General features: G+C 59.0%; 14 protein-coding genes. 4 read left to right on the top strand and 10 right to left on the bottom strand.

Annotated elements, in window-relative coordinates; all coding sequences use genetic code 11:
* A partial coding sequence (locus AC1RQB_RS11450; protein WP_493094585.1) for a T1SS-143 repeat domain-containing protein occupies positions 1-3,000 on the top strand: 3,000 nt, incomplete at its 5' end.
* 249 nt (positions 3,001-3,249) lie between these two features.
* Here the strand turns inward: AC1RQB_RS11450 and AC1RQB_RS11445 are convergent.
* From AC1RQB_RS11445 to AC1RQB_RS11410, 8 genes are all read right to left on the bottom strand, one after another.
* Positions 3,250-3,969: a response regulator transcription factor gene (locus AC1RQB_RS11445; protein WP_063343834.1), complete on the bottom strand. Its 720-nt coding sequence runs from the start codon at positions 3,967-3,969 to the stop codon at positions 3,250-3,252.
* 537 nt (positions 3,970-4,506) lie between these two features.
* A complete protein-coding gene (locus tag AC1RQB_RS11440; RefSeq protein ID WP_063343835.1) occupies positions 4,507-5,886 on the bottom strand; it encodes a TolC family outer membrane protein in 1,380 nt (459 codons plus the stop codon).
* 2 nt (positions 5,887-5,888) lie between these two features.
* Positions 5,889-7,202 carry an HlyD family type I secretion periplasmic adaptor subunit gene (locus AC1RQB_RS11435; RefSeq protein ID WP_063343836.1) on the bottom strand — a complete coding sequence of 438 codons (1,314 nt, stop codon included), beginning with the start codon at positions 7,200-7,202 and terminating at the stop codon, positions 5,889-5,891.
* On the bottom strand, positions 7,183-8,964 hold the full coding sequence (locus AC1RQB_RS11430) for a type I secretion system permease/ATPase (RefSeq protein WP_207267303.1): 1,782 nt from the start codon (positions 8,962-8,964) through the stop codon (positions 7,183-7,185). Before AC1RQB_RS11430 ends, AC1RQB_RS11435 begins: the two co-directional genes overlap by 20 nt.
* A gap of 408 nt (positions 8,965-9,372) precedes the next feature.
* Positions 9,373-10,776, bottom strand: coding sequence for an MFS transporter (locus tag AC1RQB_RS11425; protein ID WP_008075538.1), 1,404 nt, complete (start codon positions 10,774-10,776; stop codon positions 9,373-9,375).
* A gap of 531 nt (positions 10,777-11,307) precedes the next feature.
* Positions 11,308-12,363 (bottom strand): alpha/beta hydrolase, encoded by a 1,056-nt coding sequence (locus tag AC1RQB_RS11420; RefSeq protein ID WP_008075532.1) that lies wholly within the window; start codon positions 12,361-12,363, stop codon positions 11,308-11,310.
* A 200-nt stretch (positions 12,364-12,563) separates the two neighbouring features.
* Complete coding sequence (locus AC1RQB_RS11415; RefSeq protein ID WP_109790695.1) at positions 12,564-13,637, bottom strand: alpha/beta hydrolase; 1,074 nt, start codon at positions 13,635-13,637, stop codon at positions 12,564-12,566.
* A 225-nt stretch (positions 13,638-13,862) separates the two neighbouring features.
* Complete coding sequence (locus tag AC1RQB_RS11410; RefSeq protein ID WP_063343837.1) at positions 13,863-14,879, bottom strand: AraC family transcriptional regulator; 1,017 nt, start codon at positions 14,877-14,879, stop codon at positions 13,863-13,865.
* A 131-nt stretch (positions 14,880-15,010) separates the two neighbouring features.
* On the opposite strand from AC1RQB_RS11410, the gene AC1RQB_RS11405 reads away from it, so the two are divergent.
* The 3 genes from AC1RQB_RS11405 to AC1RQB_RS11395 are packed head-to-tail and all read left to right on the top strand — an operon-like array spanning position 15,011 to position 17,700.
* A complete protein-coding gene (locus AC1RQB_RS11405; protein WP_007906981.1) occupies positions 15,011-16,195 on the top strand; it encodes an acetyl-CoA C-acyltransferase family protein in 1,185 nt (394 codons plus the stop codon).
* A gap of 13 nt (positions 16,196-16,208) precedes the next feature.
* Entirely contained in the window at positions 16,209-17,060 is an 852-nt protein-coding gene (locus tag AC1RQB_RS11400) for a 3-hydroxybutyryl-CoA dehydrogenase (RefSeq protein WP_063343838.1), read from the top strand.
* Positions 17,047-17,700 carry a TetR/AcrR family transcriptional regulator gene (locus AC1RQB_RS11395; protein WP_063343839.1) on the top strand — a complete coding sequence of 218 codons (654 nt, stop codon included), beginning with the start codon at positions 17,047-17,049 and terminating at the stop codon, positions 17,698-17,700. The genes AC1RQB_RS11400 and AC1RQB_RS11395 overlap by 14 nt, the downstream gene beginning before the upstream one ends.
* A gap of 124 nt (positions 17,701-17,824) precedes the next feature.
* On the opposite strand, the gene AC1RQB_RS11390 is transcribed toward AC1RQB_RS11395, so the two are convergent.
* Both AC1RQB_RS11390 and nspC read right to left on the bottom strand, forming a co-directional pair.
* Positions 17,825-19,060, bottom strand: a complete 1,236-nt coding sequence (locus AC1RQB_RS11390; RefSeq protein ID WP_032830698.1) for a saccharopine dehydrogenase family protein — start codon at positions 19,058-19,060, stop codon at positions 17,825-17,827.
* 27 nt (positions 19,061-19,087) lie between these two features.
* A complete protein-coding gene (gene nspC / locus AC1RQB_RS11385; protein WP_008010364.1) occupies positions 19,088-20,185 on the bottom strand; it encodes a carboxynorspermidine decarboxylase in 1,098 nt (365 codons plus the stop codon).
* Positions 20,186-20,234 lie beyond the last annotated feature (49 nt).

The following is a 20,234-nucleotide window of genomic DNA, read 5'->3' as shown; positions in this document are numbered from 1 at the left end:
GTGACAGTGACCTATGCGGTCGCCTATGACGCGGTCGCGAACACCCACACGCTGACGGCCTCGGCCGGGGCCGGGAACACGGTGTTCACGTTCAGCGTCCATGGGGAGTCGGGCGCCTACACCTTCACACTGGTCGACCAGCTCGACCATGCAAGCCTCGATAACGTTGCGGGCGACAACACTGAGAATGACCTGAGCATCGCGCTGGGCACGGCGATCAACGCCACGGACTTCGACGGCGACACGGTGACGGCGGCCGCGAATGGCCTGGTGATCACGGTCGACGACGACACGCCGATCGCGACAGTGGCGACCCTCACTGGCACGGTGGACGAAGACGGCGTAGTGGAAGGCACGGCTAACGCCGGCCCGGGCGATGGCATCGCGGGCGGTATAGACGACGTGGCCAACCAAGTAGTAGTGGCCAGCGGCACTGTGAGCACGCTGTTCCAGTCCGGCGCGGATGAGCCGCTGAGCTATTCGCTGACGACCAATGGCCTGACGGCACTGGGTCTGAAGAGCGGCGGCGTGACAGTGACCTATGCGGTCGCCTATGACGCGGTCGCGAACACCCACACGCTGACGGCCTCGGCCGGGGCCGGGAATACGGTGTTCACGTTCAGCGTCCATGCGGCGACGGGCGCCTACACCTTCACGCTGGTCGATCAGCTCGACCATGCAAGCCTTGATGGGTTGACCGGCGACAACACCGAGAACGACCTGAGCATCGCGCTGGGCACGGCGATCAACGCCACGGACGCTGACGGCGACACCGTGACGGCGGCCGCGAACGGCCTGGTGATCACGGTCGACGACGACACGCCGATCGCGACAGTGGCGACCCTCACTGGCACGGTGGACGAAGACGGCGTAGTGGAAGGCGAGGCCGACGCCGGCCGGGGCGATGGCATCGCGAGCGGCCCGGGCGACGTGGCCGGCGAAGCGGTGACGGCCAGCGGCACTGTGAGCACACTGTTCCAGTCCGGCGCGGACGAGGCGCTGAGCTATTCACTGACGACCAATGGCCTGACGGCGCTGGGTCTGAAGAGCGGCGGCGTGACAGTGACCTATGCGGTCGCCTATGACGCGGACACCAAGACCCACACGCTGACGGCCTCGGCCCCGGCCGGGAACACGGTGTTCACGTTCAGCGTCCATGGGGAGTCGGGCGCCTACACCTTCACGCTGGTCGATCAGCTCGACCATGCAAGCCTCGATGGGTTGACCGGTGACAACACCGAGAATGACCTGAGCATCGCGCTGGGTACGGCGATCAACGCCACGGACTTCGATGGCGACTCGGTGACGGCGGCCGGAAACGGCCTGGTGATCACGGTCGATGATGACTCGCCGGTCGTAACGGCCAAGTCGAACCTGGTCTACGCGAACTCCAGCAATCCGACCCCCGGAGGCACCGGCGTCTTTGCCTACGACATCGGCGCGGACGAGCGGCTGAGCTACAGCGCGACGAACGCCGACTTGTCCGTGAGCCTGACGGGCGTCTCGGTGGGAACGAACGACATTACCAACAAGTCGGTGACCTGGTTCTCGGAGAATGACACGAGTGCGGTGTTCAATATCGCCTTTACTTATGTGTCCAACAACCCGACTCAGGGCGCCCTCACCAACGCAACCGGGACACTGACTTTCAACAAGGTGGCCGACACTTACACGCTGAGCCTGACTGACGAGATTGAAAGCTTCAGTATCCTGAGGACATCGACCGCGCAGGGCTTTACCGGCTATGCGATCAACGGCACAACGCCGATCAACCAGCAACCGCCGGTCTCGGTGGCCGAGCTGGCCGACGATTTCTTCGTGCAGTTCACTGGATTCGCCGAGGAAGGCGGTGGGACCGGAGCCAACAATATCAAGGCCGGTGGCGACAACATCTTCGTCAACGACAGCGACGACGGCAACGAGTTGTTCTCTGCAGCAACGTCCTGGGTGAGTGTTTCCGGGACTGCGGCTGGCGTCGCCGGTGACACGATCCAGCAGGGCGAGGTGATGGATCTGGACTTCTTCGCGGCCAATCCATTCGGGATCACCAGCGCAACGCCAACAGCCACGAGCAAGGGGGTTTTCGTCAAGTTCGACGGCATCGGCAACGAGGACCTGGTGCTTGTGCTGAAGCTGATCGATCCTGACGACCAAAGCCAGATCACCCGGGCGATCATTGTCGACAGCCAAGACATCATCCTGAAAACCGCCTCGACTTCTCCTAATAACTTCCATCCGATTGCGAATCCCGCAGCCTACGGAATCGTGCTGGATCAGAACGACGGCGCGGTGATCATCGAGAGCAATGACTACAACTTTGGCACCACCGAGAACTACGTGATCGAGGGCTTGCAGGTGCTGGTTTCGACCGAGGGCGTCGTCGGGACCGGGTACAACCTCAATGGCAACGTCGGCGTCAACGGGGCAAGCAACGGTACCTCATTGGCATTCGGGGACGTGGCTGGTGAGGGCGGCAAGAGCAACCCCCTGGAGGCCGGCGAGGCAGCTTCATGGGACGGTGACGTCGTCAAGATCGTCGACATGGGCTTTGTGACCTCGGCGACACCGGATGCCCTCCTGACCTTCGACGTGGTGGTGACGGATGCGGACGGTGATTCAACCGGCACCCAGACACTGAACGTGACCATTGATGGCGACAATGGGGTGGGTGCGGACACGTTCAACTTCAGCGGTTTGGATACCGACGTGCTGCTGTCCGGAGCGACAGATGTGATCTCCATCGGCTTCGTCTCCGGCGTCGACAAGTTGGACTTTCCAACGGCAGGTTCCGGATCGAACTACGCCGAAGAGCTGACACCCGCTACCAACCTGGCCGGATTCATCTCGGCCGCCGATACCGCGCTGAACGGCACGACGGACTACTATTTCGGCGTCGTTGGAGGCGACGGCTACCTGGCATTCGACGGCGACGGCAGTGGTATCACCAACATCATCCAGTTGGTCGGTGTGACCGACATCGCATTCACTGACATTGTCTAAACGCCACTGAGGGCCACGGCCTGGCTCCCACAAGGGGGTCAGGCCGTTTTCATTGGACGGGTTCAGTGCGACGCCTCTGACGCCAGGCGCATCCATGCCGCAAACAGCATCTGGTGCTGCAGCACATCAAAACTATTGGTTCAGGGTGTTTTGGGTCCGGCAGATGCTATTGCCGGGCTTGCCGGGCGCACAGGGACACGTTTGTCCCCTGCCCGACGACAGCGTGCGCCTTACCGTGGCGCGCACCAATCAGTCCGATTCCACCCAAGTGGACTCGGGCGGTTCTTCGTTGTTGGTGAGCCCGTGCTTCTGCGCGTACATCAGCAAGTCGATACGGTTGATGAGATCAAGCTTTTGATAGATGTTGCTGAGGTGGTTGTGCACGGTGTGCTCGCTGATGCCCAGGCGCCCGGCGATGCACATGTATTTGGCGGATGGATCCCCAACGATGGCGCGAATCAGTTCCCTCTCGCGTAGCGTCAGCCGCGCCAGTTTCGCCCGCTCCGAATTGCATTTCAAGGGTATATGCCCGGTTGCGGCATAGCCGGAAAGCCCAACGGCCCAGGATCTGTTCAGTCCAATGTCGCGATGGTGGACCGTGACGATGGCGCGGATGATCGATTCCGTCGAGTCTTCTGCCAGCACGATGCCGCGTGCGCCCGCTTCTATCGCCTGGGCAACAGGGATGGTTTCGTAAAGGCCCTTGAGCACCAGCACTTTCATTTCGGCGCTACGGGCGAGTCCCGTGATGACCGCCAGCGGGTTCAGCGCATCCGGAAAGAAACTGAAAAAAATGACATCGGGACGCAACTGATCGGCAAGGTCCAGCGCATTGGTATAGGTGGTGGCCTGGCCGCTCACTTCCATCTGAGGCTTTCTGGCATTGATCAAATCTTGAAGGCCCATGAGAACGAGGGGACGACAATCGATCAGCATCACACGTATTGTTGTTTTTTTGTGGGTCGTCATATTTTCCTGACTCCCTTGAAGAATTAATGACCTCCCTCCCTTGGCCTTCCTGAATCAGCAGCTCGCTCACCTGCCCACCGTGATCGAAGGACAGATGCGAACGCCGACAGGCCTTAACGGTGCCTGCCCGGGTATTCATTTTTTGGGCCCCTTCCACTGGTTCGACAAGCAGGGGTTGCGGGCGTTTCCGAAAAGCCGGGCAAAGCCATCGAGGCAACATAAATAGGAATAATCATCAATCACTTGCGCGTGATGACGTGCTCCCTCGATCTGTTCAACTGAGTCTAGGCCAGACCAGCACACTGCCAGCACACCCATCCGCCAGTCGTCGACTCACGCCTCATGCGGGTAGCCCGGCCGTTGTCAAAATCGCTCATTTAACCAATTAAATTCAATAACTTAGGTTTACCTTGGCGAACTGCAATCAAGGCCTGACCTCGATCGAAATCGTCAATTAACCGACAAATGGTTTGCGCGCAGGCGTAACCGCGATATTGGCGTCAATTTATCGGCGATACAGTGGGTATTGCGGCAGGATCAGTGGGATGTGAGGTTTTGGCTGGAGCTGCCGGAGCTCAACCAGCCATTAACGCTTTCGACACTTTCGGCAGGCAGCTTTCCCGCCCAACGATTGAGCGTGAGGACATTAGTGACGAATTCGTATTGCGTCTTGAGCAGGTCACGACGCGCCCGGAATTCGTTGCGTACGGTGGCCAGTACATCGACAGCATTGACCATTCCGTAATCGAGCGCTTTCTCTGCGGCCACTCTGGACAGCTGTGCCGAGGCCAGGGCATTGCGGCTCGCACTGATCTTTTCTCCGCTCGAATTGGCGGTCAGGTAAGCGCTGGTGATCTCCTTGACCACCCGGCGCCGGATCGCTTCCAGTTCCTGCTCGGCGGTAATCTGATCCTGGTAGAGCCCACGGACCCGCGCCGAGGTCGAACCGCCGCTGTACAGCGGCACCTGCACGCCAATACCGGCGACATAACTGTCGGTGCGCGGCGCCAGGGCATTGTTGTAGCCCTCGTTGGTCTGCTGCGCGCTCAGCGTAAGGCTCAGGGTCGGATAGTGCCCGCCCTTGCCGCTGCGCAAGGCTGCGCCCGCGGCTTCCACACCGCTTTCGTTGGCCTTGAGCGCCGGGTTTAGCGCTATACCCTCGCGCACCCAGGATTCCAGGCTCTGTGCTGAAACCCGCAGTTGCACGTCATCGCGAATCCGGTTGAGCTTCTCCTTGACCGGCCGGCCGACGATCTCTGCCAATGCCTCACGACTGATACTGGCCTGGTTCTGGGCATCCAGCTCCTGCGCCGCCAGCAAATCGACTCGGGCCTTGAGGTCGAGCTGATCAGTAATCATTGCCAGCTGCTTTTCGTACAACGCATTGACTCGGTCCAGACTCTTTTGCGTGGTTCGACGTTCCGCCCTCACCAACTCCAGTTCATCTTCGGCCGCCAACGCGGCGAAGTAACGCTGCGCCAAGTCCACTGTGGCCTCGGCCTGGGCATCCAGCGCTTGCGATTCGGATTGCCTGGCCAGGCTTTTGAATTTTTGGTAGTTCTCCCACGCGGACTTGTTGTAGAGATACTGACGCAGTACGAGGCTGTAGTTTTCGCTATCGTAACTTTGCTGCACCAGGTCGCTCTCCTGATGAATCCGATTCGTCCCCGCGTTGAGCGATACCTGCGGGAACAGCGCACCCATAGCCTCGCGCTGATGCTCCTTACCCGCCTGCGCTTGCGCATAGGAGGCCAATACCCGCGGATCTTCCAGCCGTGACTCACGATACAACTGCATGAGGTCGGTGGAAAACGTCGAGGCGCTGACCCCCGTCGGCGTTGCCGCAATGGTTTGCGCCAGGGCGGCACCCGCTGCAAGCATGAACACACCGCCCAGCAAAACTGCCGACGCGCTCATGGTTATTCCTCGATCATCGATTGAGCCATGGCATCGCGAGCCGGCTGCATCAAGTACTGCAACAACGTGCGTTGCCCGGTGATGATTAATACGTCCGCCGGCATCCCCGGCAATAACTTGCGCTCACCCAAGGTGCGCACGCCCTCCTCGGTTACCCGGACCCGCGCCAGGTAATAGGCCGTCCCGGCCTTTTCGTTGACCAGCCGGTCAGCCGATACGCTGCTGACCTCGCCTTCGATCACCGGCGTGGTCGAGCTATTGAACGCGCCGAAACGGATATCGGCACGCTTGCCGATGGCGACACGATCAATATCCACCGGCGCTACCTGGGCCTCTATGACCAGCTCGGAAACCGATGGAACGATATCCAGCAGCGGCGTCGCCGGGCTCACCACACCACCGATGGTGTGCACGGTCATGCCAATCACCATGCCCGCGTCGGGGGCGCGGATGACAATACGACTGAGCCGGTCTTCCAGGGACGAGGTTTTCTCTTGCAGGTCGTACATCCGGGTCTGCACCTCGGCCAGCTCCTTGACCACCTCGGTACTGAAATCCTTGTCGATTTGCAGTATCTGCAGCTGTGTTTCGTTGATCTGCAGACGAGTCTTGTTAATAGCGGACCGGTGATCAGCCACCTCCGACCTGAGCATCCCCAGCTTGCGTTCCTGATCGAGCAGACGCTGTTTGTCCACGAACCCTTGCTTGAGCAGGTCGGTCAATTCAACGATTTCACCGCTGTAGGATTTCTCCAGATGAACCTTGGCAGCAATCATCGATTCCAGTCCCTTGATCTGTTGACTCAACTGGCCAATGCGCTCGCGCAACACCGCGATCTGACCCAGCCGCGAGCCCTGCCGGGCGTTGAATACCTGGGTCTCGCCCTGGCGCGCCTCCACGCCTCGCAGACTCTCTGGATCGGCTATCTCGCCAAAGCTGATCGCCGACAGTGTGTCGCGCTCGGCCCTGAGTCTTGCCTCCATGGCTCTTGTCGCGACCAACTGGCCTCGGCTTATCTCGTATTCGAAGCGCAACTGGGCATCATCAAGAATGATCAGCGGATCACCACGCTTGACGATGTCACCGTCATGGACCAGTACCTCTTTGACGATGCCGCCTTCAGGATGCTGGACCGTTTTGCGGTAAGTCTGCACGGTGACCACCCCCGGCGCGTAAGCGGCACCGTCCAGGGGCGCAAGCGCCGCCCAGGTGCCGAACAGGCCGAAGGTCACCCCTACAATACCAATGCCCAGGCGGCGTGCTTTACGATCAGATATCGGCAGGCCGGCGAAGCTTTCAATTTGACGACTGGGCATCGTAGGGTTCATCGGCATCGCCCTTGCTGGTTTTGACCGAAGCCATGGTGGCGCCTGCCGACATGGCGTGCTTTTGTGCCTGCTGTTTCTGCGCAAGTTCGGCGAGCACTTGCTCGCGTGGCCCATAAAGACTGATAACCCCTGCGTTCATCACCATGAGCCGGTCTAGTTGCGACACGATGTTGGTTCGGTGGGTAATGACAAACAGGGTCGCGCCGCTCTGCTTGATCTGCTGGATGGCTGCCACCAGGGCGCGATCGCCGACTTCGTCAAGATTGGAGTTGGGCTCGTCGAGAATAATCAGTCGCGGGCTGCCATACAGGGCGCGGGCCAGTCCGATGCGCTGGCGCTGCCCTCCCGACAGCGTGAGGCCCTCACTGCCAATGACGGTGTCGTAGCCATCGGGCAATTGCAAAATCATTTCGTGAACGCCAGCGGTCCTGGCAGCCTGAATGACTTTTACCGAGTCGACCTCGGCGAAGCGGGCAATGTTCTCGCTGATGCTGCCTTCGAACAGCTCAATGTCCTGGGGCAAGTAACCTATATACGGTCCAAGTTCATCTTTATCCCACGCGCTGATGTCCGCGCCATCGAGCCGGACCACGCCTTGCAGCGGTGCCCATACCCCCATCAATGCCCTGGCCAGGGTCGATTTGCCCGCGGCACTGGGACCGATGATGCCGACAACGCAGCCGGCAGGTACGCTGAAACTCATGTTGTTGATGATCGGGGTTCTCGAACCAGGTGCCGCTACGACCAGATTCTCCACCTGCACGTGCCCCTGAGGCGCAGGCAATGACATACGCTCGGGCTGAGCCTGTTGTTTGTCGAGGATGTCGTTGAGACGGCCGTATTGCGAGCGAGCCGCAATAAAGCCCCTCCAACTGCCGATGATCAGATCGATGGGGGCCAATGCGCGCCCCAGTAGCACGGCCCCGGCAAACACCAGGCCTGCCCCCACTTGATGATCCACGGCCAGGTACGCCCCCAGACCTAGGATCAATGATTGCACCAGGATCCGGAACGTCCTGGACAGCGTGCTGACGATGGCACCTCTATCGCTGGCCTGGGCCTGTAGCAACAGAACATTTCTTTGCCGATGCCCCCAACGATCCATCAGGGTTTCAAGCATGCCCATGGACTCGATGACTTCAGCGTTACGCAGATTTTTCGTGGTGTAGAGCGTCGCGCCGATATGTTCCTTGTTCGCCTGGGCCAGCGTTGGCCCCGTCAGCCTCTCATTGATAAACGCGAGCAATAACAACAGCAGCGCACTGCCCGTCGCTACCCAGCCAAACCAAGGGTGAAACATGAACATCACGGCGATGTAGATAGGCAACCAGGGCGCATCGAAAAAGGCGAACAAACCATTACCGGAGAGAAACTGTCGCAAACCCGTCAAGTCGTTGAGCGACTGGGCCGAGGCATCCATACCACCGCTGTCCAGCGCCCGTTTGAAACTGGCCTTATAGACCTGGCGACTGAGCAACACATCCAGTCGAGTACTGACCCGAACCATGATGCGCGAACGGATCCATTCCAGGGAGCCGAGCGTGATGATCAGCCCGGTCATGATCAGCGTCAGCATTGCCAGGGTTGTCAGGCTTCCGCTGGCCATCACTCGCCCATACACCTGAAGCATATAGAAGGTGGGAACGAGCATGAGCGCGTTGATGAAAAAGCTGAAAAAGCCAACAGAAATAAAGCTGTCTCTACAGGCTTTCAACGCATTTTTCAGGCTGTTTTCAGGTGTGCTTCGCATTGAAACCCCTGCTCGCAAAAACCATCTTCTGGAGCTTAGATCATGCCGAACGACTGTGTGGAGCAATTGGCCGGATCGCCTCCTCCCCCACAATGACCCCACGGCGAGGAACGCAAGCGATCGGCGACGAAGCCAGGATGCTCTATAACGTGCTGTCGCCCTTATCACGGGCTGGAGAGAGGTTTCTGGTGCAGGTTATTGGCCAAATAACGGATTGCCAGGCAAGCGCGTCGTGCGCCTTCCTTCGCTTATGGCAATCCGATAGTCGGCACCGACAGGCCGTACCTCGTCGACCCGATCAACATGTTCACATAGGTGGCACAGGCTCAGAGGAAGGCGGTCGAGTCACGCACTGCGACAACATGCGTCGCAGTGCGTAGCCCTCGCTGGCTGACGGGTGCCTGCCGTTTACAGATCGGTGATTTCCTTATGGCGTGGTACCAGCGCCTTCATGACGCTCCATGCCACCAGATAGGCCAAGGCACAGATGGCAAACATGATCATGTAGCCGGTATGAATATCGCCGATCAGTTTGTAGTGATCGATCACCCAACCGCCGATCTTGGTCATCACTACGCCGCCCAAGCCACCTGCCAAACCGCCGATACCGACCACCGAAGCGATGGATTTTTGCGGAAACATGTCAGACACGGTGGTGAAAATGTTGCACGACCATGCCTGGTGCGCCGACGCGCCCACGCCAATCAGCAGCACCGGCACCCAGAAACTGATGTAACCCAATGGCTGCGCCAGTAACACCAGCAACGGAAAGAACGCGATCACCAGCATGGCTTTCATGCGACCGTCATACGGCGCGTCGCCGCGTGACATGAAATAGCTGGGAAACCAGCCGCCGCCGATACTGCCGATCATGGTCATGCTGTACAGCACGGCCAGCGGCATCACGATGGCCTGGCCTTTCATGCCGTATTGCGCCGACAAATAGGTGGGAAGCCAAAACAGGAAGAACCACCACACGCCGTCGGTCATGAATTTACCGAAAGCAAAAGCCCACGTCTGGCGGTAGGTCAGCAATTTGAACCAGGACACTTTTTTGTCGGCAACACCCGGTACCGGGCGAGTGACCACCGGTACGACCTGATCGCTGCGGATGTAGGCCAGTTCCTGCGCCGAGAGGCGTTTTTGCTGCTCCGGCTTCTCGTACAGCGCAATCCAGACTCCCACCCAAACGAAGCCCAACATACCGATCACGATGAAAGCCGCTTCCCAGCCCCACAGACTGGCGATCAGCGGCACGCAGATCGGCGCCAGGATCGCGCCCACATTGGCACCGGAATTGAAAATGCCGGTGGCGAAGGAACGCTCTTTCTTCGGGAAGTATTCTGCGGTGGCCTTGATTGCGATCGGGAAGTTGCCCGCTTCGCCGATCGCCAGCACGGCGCGCGACACCATGAAGCCTGCGATCGAAACCGGAATCATGGCAATGCCGAGGGCGCTGCTCACGGCACCTATCCCCTCGCCCATCGGCACCGCAAAGGCGTGCATGACCGCGCCGGTCGACCAGATGCAGATCGCTACTACATAGGCGGTCTTGGTGCCGATCTTGTCGACCACGCGACCGGCGAACAGCATGGAAATCGCGTACACAAACTGGAAAACAGAGGCGATGTTGGCGTAATCGCTATTGCTCCAGCCAAATTGCGTCGATAGATCCGGCGCCAACAGGCTCAATACCTGGCGGTCGAGGTAATTGACGGTAGTGGCAAAAAACAACAGCGCGCAGATAGTCCAGCGATAGTTGCCGACAGCCTGGCCGATTCGCTGAGCATTGATGGGCTCGTTCAGATTCATGGCATCACTTTATTGTTGGATTAGGGTGATGAAGTCTCGGTTTTAAGCGAGATCAATTGTCGTAGAGCATCGCCACAACGCGATGGGTCCGCGCCAAGGCCATTCAGACTCCTGGGTGTTTGCGATTAACTTGAGTAATCATCAGGTGCAACGACGGGCATGCAATCGGAGTGCTGCGCGCAAATGCCAGCGGCCAGGATTGCATCTTTAGAAGAGGCGTTTAGGGAGGTGAGAAAACAGGCTGAGTTCATGATGGGGGCCGACACTTTTTTTATTGTTAAGGGTTGAGCAGCCGATAAATCGTCTGTCGTCGTACAACTGTGCTTTTTATATCGATACCCCTGCCCTGCTGTCAATCTGAAAAATGGCCGTCTGTCTCAAAGACACCCGGCCATTTTTTAACGTAGCCCCGATAATACAAGTGATACGGCCGATAACCCTTCAATGTTCCCGGTATGACGCCAAACATCTTGCTCAACCCAGTCGTACGATCACATCAGTCATCAGAGCGAGCAGCCCTTCACGCTTGAACTACAGGGTCCGCGCATAAAACGCTGTCAGCTGTGCGATTGCAGCGTCCACATATTCAGGAACCCAGTAGGTTTCGATATGCGTTGCCCCATCGATCTTGAACAATTGCTTGTCCTTCGTACCCGTGGCCTTGGCGAACGCATCCTCGGTCATGTACAGGCTGTCGGCCTTGCTCCCCGCGATCATCAGCAACGGCTGTCCGATCAGTTCGATCTGGTCAGTGGCGTCGAAGCGCATAAGGTCCAGTAAGCTGCTCATGGTGTACTTGAAGGTCGAATTGGGGTGCGCGTGCGTCTTCCAGTAGTACTCGTAACCCTGTCGATACAGAGCAAACGGCAGTTTGGCGATCTGCTCATCCGTCAGATTGGCATCCCCTGCATAGAGAATCTCCCCGCCAGCTGCCTCTTGAGCCCGAGCGTCAGATGCCTGCTGCAGACGTTGCTGGACGGTACCCAACTGCGAGTCGACGTAGCCATTACGACGAACCCGCCCGGAGTTGAACATGCTCACCGTCGCAATCGACATGAAACGCTTGTCGGTTTGGGCGGCGGCCAACGAGTAACCACCGCCGCCGCAGATGCCGAGCAAGCCCAGGCGTTTTACATCGACTCCCGCATATTGGGTGATGAAGTCCGCCATGCCGTGGATATCCTCGATACGGTACGCAGGCTTGTCCACGCTGCGCGGCTGTCCACCGCTTGCACCCTGATACGCCGCGTCCGCGGTAATCGTGATGTAGCCTTGTTCGGCCAATCGCTGGGCATATAGGCCAGCCACCTGCTCTTTCACACCGCCGTTGGGGTGTGCCACCACTACCGTCGGATAAGCCTTCTTCGCATCGTAGTTGGCAGGGGTGTAGACGTTGGCAGAAATATCCAGGCCGTTGAGCTTGTATGTCACGGGACGGATATTGACCTTGCCTGGCTCATTTTTCGTAAGCGCGCCATCGTAGACCAAGGTAAACGGGTTCTTTTTGTAATCCCCCGCACCGGCCTCGCTTGCAGACATACCGACGAGTGCCGCCATAAAGGCAGCTTTCAAAATGGTGTTTTTCATATGAGCCCTTTCAAGTAAAAAACGAGTCAACCGGATCTGTAGGAGCCAGGGGTGGGGGGGGGGGGGGGGGGGGGGGGGGGGGGGGGGGGGGGGGGGGGGGGGGGGGGTAGNNACGTCCCCCCCCCCCCCCCCCCCCCCCCCCCCCCCCCCCCCCCCCCCTGGCTCCTACAGAACCGGCATGGCCCCGTTGGCGCGTTTTTTCAGTCGAGGTTTTTCTCGGTGAGAAACTTCGATACCAGGTCTGCGATCTGGACGTTGTTCAGATCCGACATGGGGAAATGCGTATTGCCCTTGATGCCAATCTGCGGCAAATGCACCAGCGTCACGTCCCCCCCATGCTTGTTGACCGTGTCGCGCCAAAGCCTGGCCATCTCAAGGCGGGCACGCCAACTATCCTGGGCGGGCAGATCGATGGCATGGTCGGGAATGTTGTCGCCATAGAGCACCAGGATCGGCAGTTTCGTCAGGGCGGCGAATTGCGGCGCAGGCACGGCAGCCGCTGTCACGGTGTCAAAGGCGCTCGGGATCGGCGCCGGGACTTCGCCCTCCGGGAAGATAAAACCACTGCCCGGTTCGAAGGCCACAATGGCTTTCACGTTGCCGTTCTTGATCGCCGTTAGCCAGCCCGGCCCACCACCCTGCGAATGCGTAAAGAGGATGCCAGGCCCGATTTTTTCGAACACAGCCGATACTCCATCCGACACCACGTTCATATCGAAGGGGCCGGTGTTCGGCGTCATGGCGCGGAAGAACTGGTCGCGGGTCTGCGCATCGCGAGCAACCTGCACACCCTCGAAGTAGTTGGGCCACAGGCCGATGCGGAACTGGTTGAACCAAAGCTGCTCGTCCGGCGTCGGCTTGAGCGTTGCCTCGACCATGCTGCGCCCGGCGTTGCCACGACGCGGCTGATCAATCAGGTACACCCCGAATCCACGGCGCAGGAATAGCGTCTGGAAACCTTCTCGACCATCGGCCGTGGTCTCCCAGGTCTTGGAGAACTGGCCAGCGCCGTGCCACATGACAATCGGAAGTTTGCGGGCATTCACGGGGATCTGATAGAAGGCGTAGGCGTGGTCGCCATGATAGGTCTGCCCCGCAGGCTCCATCGGTTTGCGCGGATCAAAGGTGCCCGGCGCCGTGGCGACCTGGCCGCCAGCGGCGAAGCTGCCCTGCTCCTGGATGACCAATGGAGCCGCCACCGTACAAGCGCCGGTCACGAGTGCGGCGGCGCCAATCACAACGTCCAGAAATCGCTTTAGTGTTCTTGATTGCATATTGAAATTCTTATCCCTGGTTTCATTGACATAACGCAGCCCAGACTGCGTGCAGGCGCGATCCTCACGGCCAGTGAATCAATGACAGCAACGGGGTCTGAGCGCCTGATAGACATGCTACAAGCCGCGGGCACATCGATTAAGATCAAAAATCCGCATGGACTGCTGAGCACAGTTCATAAATCAAATGGCTGGGTGTTGACCCGTGCGATCCCTGTCAGGAGCTCATTCAGAACCATCCTGAAACCGCGCCCGATACCGCCCCGGGCTCTCCCCCGTCCACTTCTTGAACGCGCGATGAAACGCACTCGGCTCCTGAAACCCCAACTGCTCAGCAATATCGCTGATGCTCGCCTTGCTCTGGCGCAACCGTTCAAACGCCACCGCGCGCCGCACTTCATCCTTGATCTCCTGATACGAACAGCCTTCACGTCCCAGTTTGCGGCGAAAGGTGCTGGGGCTCAGGTGCTGTTCCAGGGCGAAGGCCTGCAAAGTCGGCCATTCGCTGTAATGGCTGTGGCGCAGGCGCTGATGAACCTGCGACGTCAGCCCATGCTGGTTGCGGAAGCGGATCACCAGCCATTGCGGTGCGGTGCGTAAAAACACTTTCAGCGAAGCAAGGTCTTGAATCACCGGCAGGCGCAGGTAGTGACTGGCGAACTCGATTTCGGTGCGTTCAGTGCCAAAGGTCAGGTTGGGCCCCCAGAGCATGGCATCATCACGCAACGACAAACGCTGATGACGAAAGTCCGCCCGATCGATCGGAATGCGCCGCCCGCCCAGCCAGCACAGCAGGCTGATCATCAACACCAGAAACGTTTCTTCGCCCAACCGGCTGACCTCGTTGTCCTGCGCACGGGTCTGCAAGCTGATGACCGCGCGCTTGCCCCGCACGCTCAACGTGCCGCGAAAATCACTCAGGAACAGGGCGAAATTGGCCAGGCACTGGCGCATGGCTTTTTCCAGCGTCGGCTCCTGAATCAATGCCCGACAGATCAAGGCAAAACTGCCCGGTGGCATACCGTGGGAGTCCAACCGGAAAAATTCGTCGTTCAACTCACGTATCTGCACCAGCCACAACGCGGCGAAAGCCGTAGCCGGTACTCGTGCCGTCGGCTTATCCATCAATGCCGGATCAATTCCCACTTGTTCAAGCACTGACCGCAGACGCTGCGGTTCTTCTCGTAGTGCATGGATCATGGGGTACATGAAGTAAACCGCCACCGAATCCGTTTCCCGCATTTGAATGCCTCTCTCGTCACATCTGAATATGGCAAAAAACGCCATCACCCTTGAACAGTTTTGGCATAGGCCAGTGGCGCTGCTGATTCTAGACTCGTGCCCAACAAAAAAGACCTATTCAGAGAGCCAACATGAACCATTCCGATATTTTTGTAGTGAGCGCCGTCCGTTCTGCCATCGGCAGCTTTGGCGGTTCACTCAAGGATGTGCCGCCTATTCAGTTGGCAACCGACGTTTGCCGCGCCGCCATCGAACGTTCAGGCCTGGCGCCCGAGCACATCGGTCATGCAGTGATGGGACATGTGATCCCGACCGAGGCACGCGATGCCTACATCTCCCGAGCCGTAGCGATCAATGCCGGCCTGACGAAAGAGACTCCCGCTTTCAACGTCAACCGCCTGTGCGGTTCGGGTTTGCAGGCGATTGTCAGCGCCGCGCAAAGTTTGATGCTGGGGGATGCGGGCGCTGCGCTGGCAGGTGGCGTCGAGTCCATGAGCCGAGGCGCGTACTTGTTGCCGCAGGCGCGCTGGGGCGCACGCATGGGCGACATGCAGGCCATCGACTACATGCTTGGGGTACTGCAAGACCCGTTTGCCGGTTTCCACATGGGTATCACCGCTGAAAATATCGCCGAGCACTATGGCATCACGCGTCAGGCCCAGGATGAATTGGCGCTGCTCAGCCAGCAGCGTGCTGCCCGGGCGATTGCCGAAGGGCGTTTTGCCGGGCAGATCGTGCCGATCGAAATTGAAACCCGCAAAGGGACGGTTACGTTTGCGACGGATGAGCATGTTCGGGCTGAGGTCAACGCCGAGCAATTGAGCCGTATGAAACCAGCCTTCAAAAAGGACGGTAGCGTCACCGCTGGCAACGCGTCCGGCCTCAATGATGGTGCCGGCGCACTGATCATGGCCACCGGGCAAGTCGTCCAGGAACAAGGCCTCAAACCTATGGCCCGACTGGTGGGTTATGCCCACGCAGGCGTTGAACCGTCGATGATGGGACTGGGACCGATTCCCGCCACCCGCCTTGTGCTCAAGCGCGCCGGTCTTACCGTGGCCGACCTTGATGTGATCGAGTCCAACGAAGCCTTTGCCGCCCAGGCCTGTGCCGTAGCGCAAGAGCTGGGCTTCGATCCGCAGAAGGTCAACCCCAACGGTTCGGGCATCTCGCTGGGCCATCCGGTGGGCGCCACTGGCGCGATCATCGCCACCAAAGCGATTCACGAACTGCATCGCTGTCAGGGTCGTTATGCCCTGGCGACCATGTGCATCGGCGGCGGCCAAGGCATCGCCGTGTTGTTCGAGCGGGTTTGATAAGGACATGCGCATGAATCTTCAGAACATTGGCGTCATCGGCGCCGGCACCATGGGCAATGGCATCGCGCAAGTCTGCGCCCTGGCCGGCTTCCACGTGACCTTGATCGACATTTCCGAAAGTGCCTTGCAAAAGGCAATCGCGACCGTCGATAAAAACCTTGATCGGCAGGTCGCCAAAAACACGCTGGCGCACGAGCAAAAGCTCGCTGCCCTCGACAAGATTCGCACCAGTACCGATTACAACAGCCTGCAAAACGTGCAAATGGTGATCGAAGCCGCCACCGAAAACCTCGACCTGAAACTGCGCGTGCTGCAACAAATCGCCGCGCAGGTCAGCGCCGACTGTGTGATCGCCTCGAACACGTCATCGCTGTCCATTACCCAACTGGCTGCCAGCGTCAGTCAGCCTGAGCGCTTCATCGGTTTGCATTTTTTCAACCCGGTGCCAGTCATGGGCCTGATCGAAGTGATTCGTGGCCTGCAAACCAGCGATGCCACCCATGCCCTGGCGCTGGACATGGCGACCACACTCGGTAAAACCGCGATCACCGCCGGCAACCGTCCGGGATTTGTGGTCAACCGGATTCTGGTGCCGATGATCAATGAAGCGATCCTGGTGTTTCAGGAAGGCCTGGCCAGCGTCGACGACATCGACGCCGGCATGCGCCTGGGCTGCAACCAGCCGATCGGCCCGCTGGCATTGGCGGACCTGATCGGCCTGGACACAGTGTTGGCAATTCTTGAAGCCTTCTACGACGGCTTCAACGACAGCAAATACCGCCCCGCTCCACTGCTCAAGGAAATGGTCGCCGCCGGTTACCTGGGACGCAAAACGGGGCGTGGCTTCCATGCCTATGCCTGAGCGTTGCTCACGCTTCGCCGAACACCGGGAGAAGGTGCTGGAGCTCTTTGCCAGCAAGGGTTTCGGTCAGGTCGGCATGCGTGAGCTCGCGACCTCCCTGGGGCTCGCCCCGGGCTCGCTGTATCACCATTACCCCAGCAAGCAGCACATGCTGCTCGACCTGATCGAGGAGTTCTACGAAGAGCTGCTGGCCACCCTGGGGCGCATCGAACACGCGGCCCCGGCAAAACGCGACAGACTCAACCAATTGATCCGCGCGCACCTGAATCTGCATCAGGAAATGCCTTGGCATTTTCGTCTCGTGGAGCGCGACAGCGGCTGCCTGAATGAAGAGCAGCAGCAACGGGTCCGGCAGCTGCGCGAACAGTACGAACGCAAGTTGCTGCTGATACTACGCATCCGCCCCCGGTTCAGTGAACAGGGCGTGTTGGCCGCCGGTCATGCCATTGCCGCCCTGCTCAACAGCGCGCCCAGTTGGCTGACACACTATTCGCTGGATGAACAAGAGCGCGATAATCTGCTGGAAAACATGGTGAGTGGCGCCATCGAGCGGTTACTGGCGCCAGGTGATAAGCCGCGCCTCGCCAGTGTGATCAAAAAACAGGACGTGTATCCACGGTCGCAAGACCCCATGCAATAAAATCCCGCACCGGGATTGGCACAACAAATGACGCACAAACAAAAACGCCGCTCAATGAGCGGCGTTTTTGTGTTTGGAGCGCAATACAAGATTCACCTGTATTTCGCACGCCTCAGCAGGCGTTTCAGCTCCAGGGACGGTCTCCGTTCTCGTCCTTGATGCGGGTCGGCAGACCCATCACATCCAGCGCCTTGAGGAACGGCTCGGCCGGCAGCTCCTCGACGTTGGCCATGCGCTGCACATCCCATTCGCCACGAGCGACCAACAGGGCGGCCGCCACAGGTGGCACGCCAGCGGTATAGGAAATGCCCTGGCTGTCGGTTTCGGCAAAGGCTTCTTCGTGGTCGGCCACGTTGTAGATGAACACTTCGCGCGGCTGGCCATCCTTGGTGCCTTTTACCAGGTCGCCGATGCAGGTCTTGCCGGTGTAGCCAGGCGCCAGCGAGCTCGGATCAGGGAGCACGGCCTTGACCACTTTGAGCGGCACGACTTCCAGGCCTTCAGCGGTTTTGACCGGTTGCTCGGAGAGCAGGCCGAGGTTCTTGAGTACGGTGAACACATTGATGTAGTGCTCGCCAAAGCTCATCCAGAAACGCACGTTGGGCACGCCGAGGTTCTTCGACAGGGAGTGCACTTCATCGTGCCCGGTCAGGTACAGGTTCTGGGCTCCTACGACTGGCAGGTCGTCGGTGCGTTTGACTTCGAACATTGTGTTGCTGGTCCACTGACTGTTCTGCCAGCTCCACACTTGTCCGGTGAATTCGCGGAAGTTGATTTCCGGATCGAAATTGGTGGCGAAATACTTGCCATGGGAACCGGCATTGACGTCGAGAATGTCGATCGAATCAATACGGTCGAAATACTGTTGTTGCGCCAACGCTGCATAGGCGTTGACCACACCCGGGTCGAAGCCCACACCGAGGATCGCGGTGATGTTCTTCTCTTTGCATTCCTCGAGGTGCTTCCACTCGTAGTTGCCGTACCAGGGCGGCGTCTCGCAGATTTTGCCCGGTTCTTCGTGAATGGCGGTGTCCAGGTAGGCCACGCCGGTATCGATGCAGGCACGCAGCACCGACATGTTGAGGAAGGCAGAACCGACGTTGATGACGATCTGCGATTCGGTTTCGCGGATCAGCGCCTTGGTCGCCTCGACGTCCATAGCGTTCAGCGAGAAGGCCTTTATGTCGGCGGGCTCTTTGAGGCTGCCCTTGGCCTTGACGCTGTCGATGATGGCCTGGCATTTGGAGATGTTGCGCGACGCGATAGCAATACGACCGAGTTCATCGTTGTGCTGCGCGCACTTGTGGGCCACCACCTTGGCGACACCTCCTGCACCAATGATAAGCACGTTCTTCTTCAATTTTTCTCTCTCTCCTTCTCTGCCAGCTTACGAAAGGCTGGACATGTAGTCGTTGTAACCGAACTCACGAACCACCTCGACTGTACCGTCGAGTTGTTTCACTACGATGGACGGCATTTTCAGGCCGTTGAACCAGTTCTTCTTGACCATGGTGTAACCCGCTGCATCGATGAACGACAGCCGATCGCCGATGGCCAAGGGACGATCAAATTGATACTCACCGAAAATGTCGCCGGCCAGGCAGGATTTGCCGCACACCATGTAGGTGTGTTCACCCTCACTGGGCGCCAGCTTGGCATTCAGGCGATAGATCAGCAGATCGAGCATGTGCGCCTCGATGGAGCTGTCCACTACGGCCAGGTGCTTGCCGTTGTAGAGGGTGTCGAGCACGGTGACTTCCAGCGACGCGCTCTGGGTGATGGCGGCTTCGCCCGGCTCCAGGTAGACCTGCACGCCGTATTTTTGCGAGAAGGCCTTGAGCCGCGCGCAGAACTCGTCGATCGCATAGCCTTCACCGGTGAAGTGAATGCCGCCGCCCAGGCTGACCCACTCGACCTTGTGCAGCAGATGGCCGAACCGCTCTTCGATGGTGCACAGCATCTGGTCGAACAGGCCGAAGTCGGCGTTCTCGCAGTTGTTGTGGAACATGAAGCCCGAGATCTGCTCGATGACCTGCTCGATTTTCACCGGATCCCACTCGCCCAGACGGCTGAATGGCCGCGCCGGATCGGCTAGCAGGTAATCCGAGCTGCTCACCTGCGGATTGACCCGCAGACCGCGCACCTTGCCTGCTGAAGCTTCAGTGTAGCGTTGCAACTGACCGATGGAGTTGAAGATGATCTTGTCGCAGTTGTCGAGCATCTCCTCGATCTCGTCGTCGGCCCAGGCCACGCTGTAGGCGTGGGTCTCGCCAGCGAATTTCTGTCGACCGAGCTTGAGTTCGTAGAGCGACGACGACGTAGTGCCGTCCATGTATTGCTGCATCAGGTCAAACACCGACCAGGTGGCGAAGCACTTGAGTGCCAGCAGGGCTTTGGCCCCGGACTGTTCGCGCACATAAGCGATCTTCTGCATGTTCGCCAGCAGCTTTTGTTTGTCGATGAGGTAGTACGGCGTCTTGATCATTTCGAGGCCTCCGGCAAGGCCAGCCAAAAAAAGGATGCGCATTGTGCCT

Source organism: Pseudomonas sp. GW822-FHT02E03, from assembly GCF_058802325.1.
This window is presented reverse-complemented; position numbering and strand designations above follow the sequence as displayed.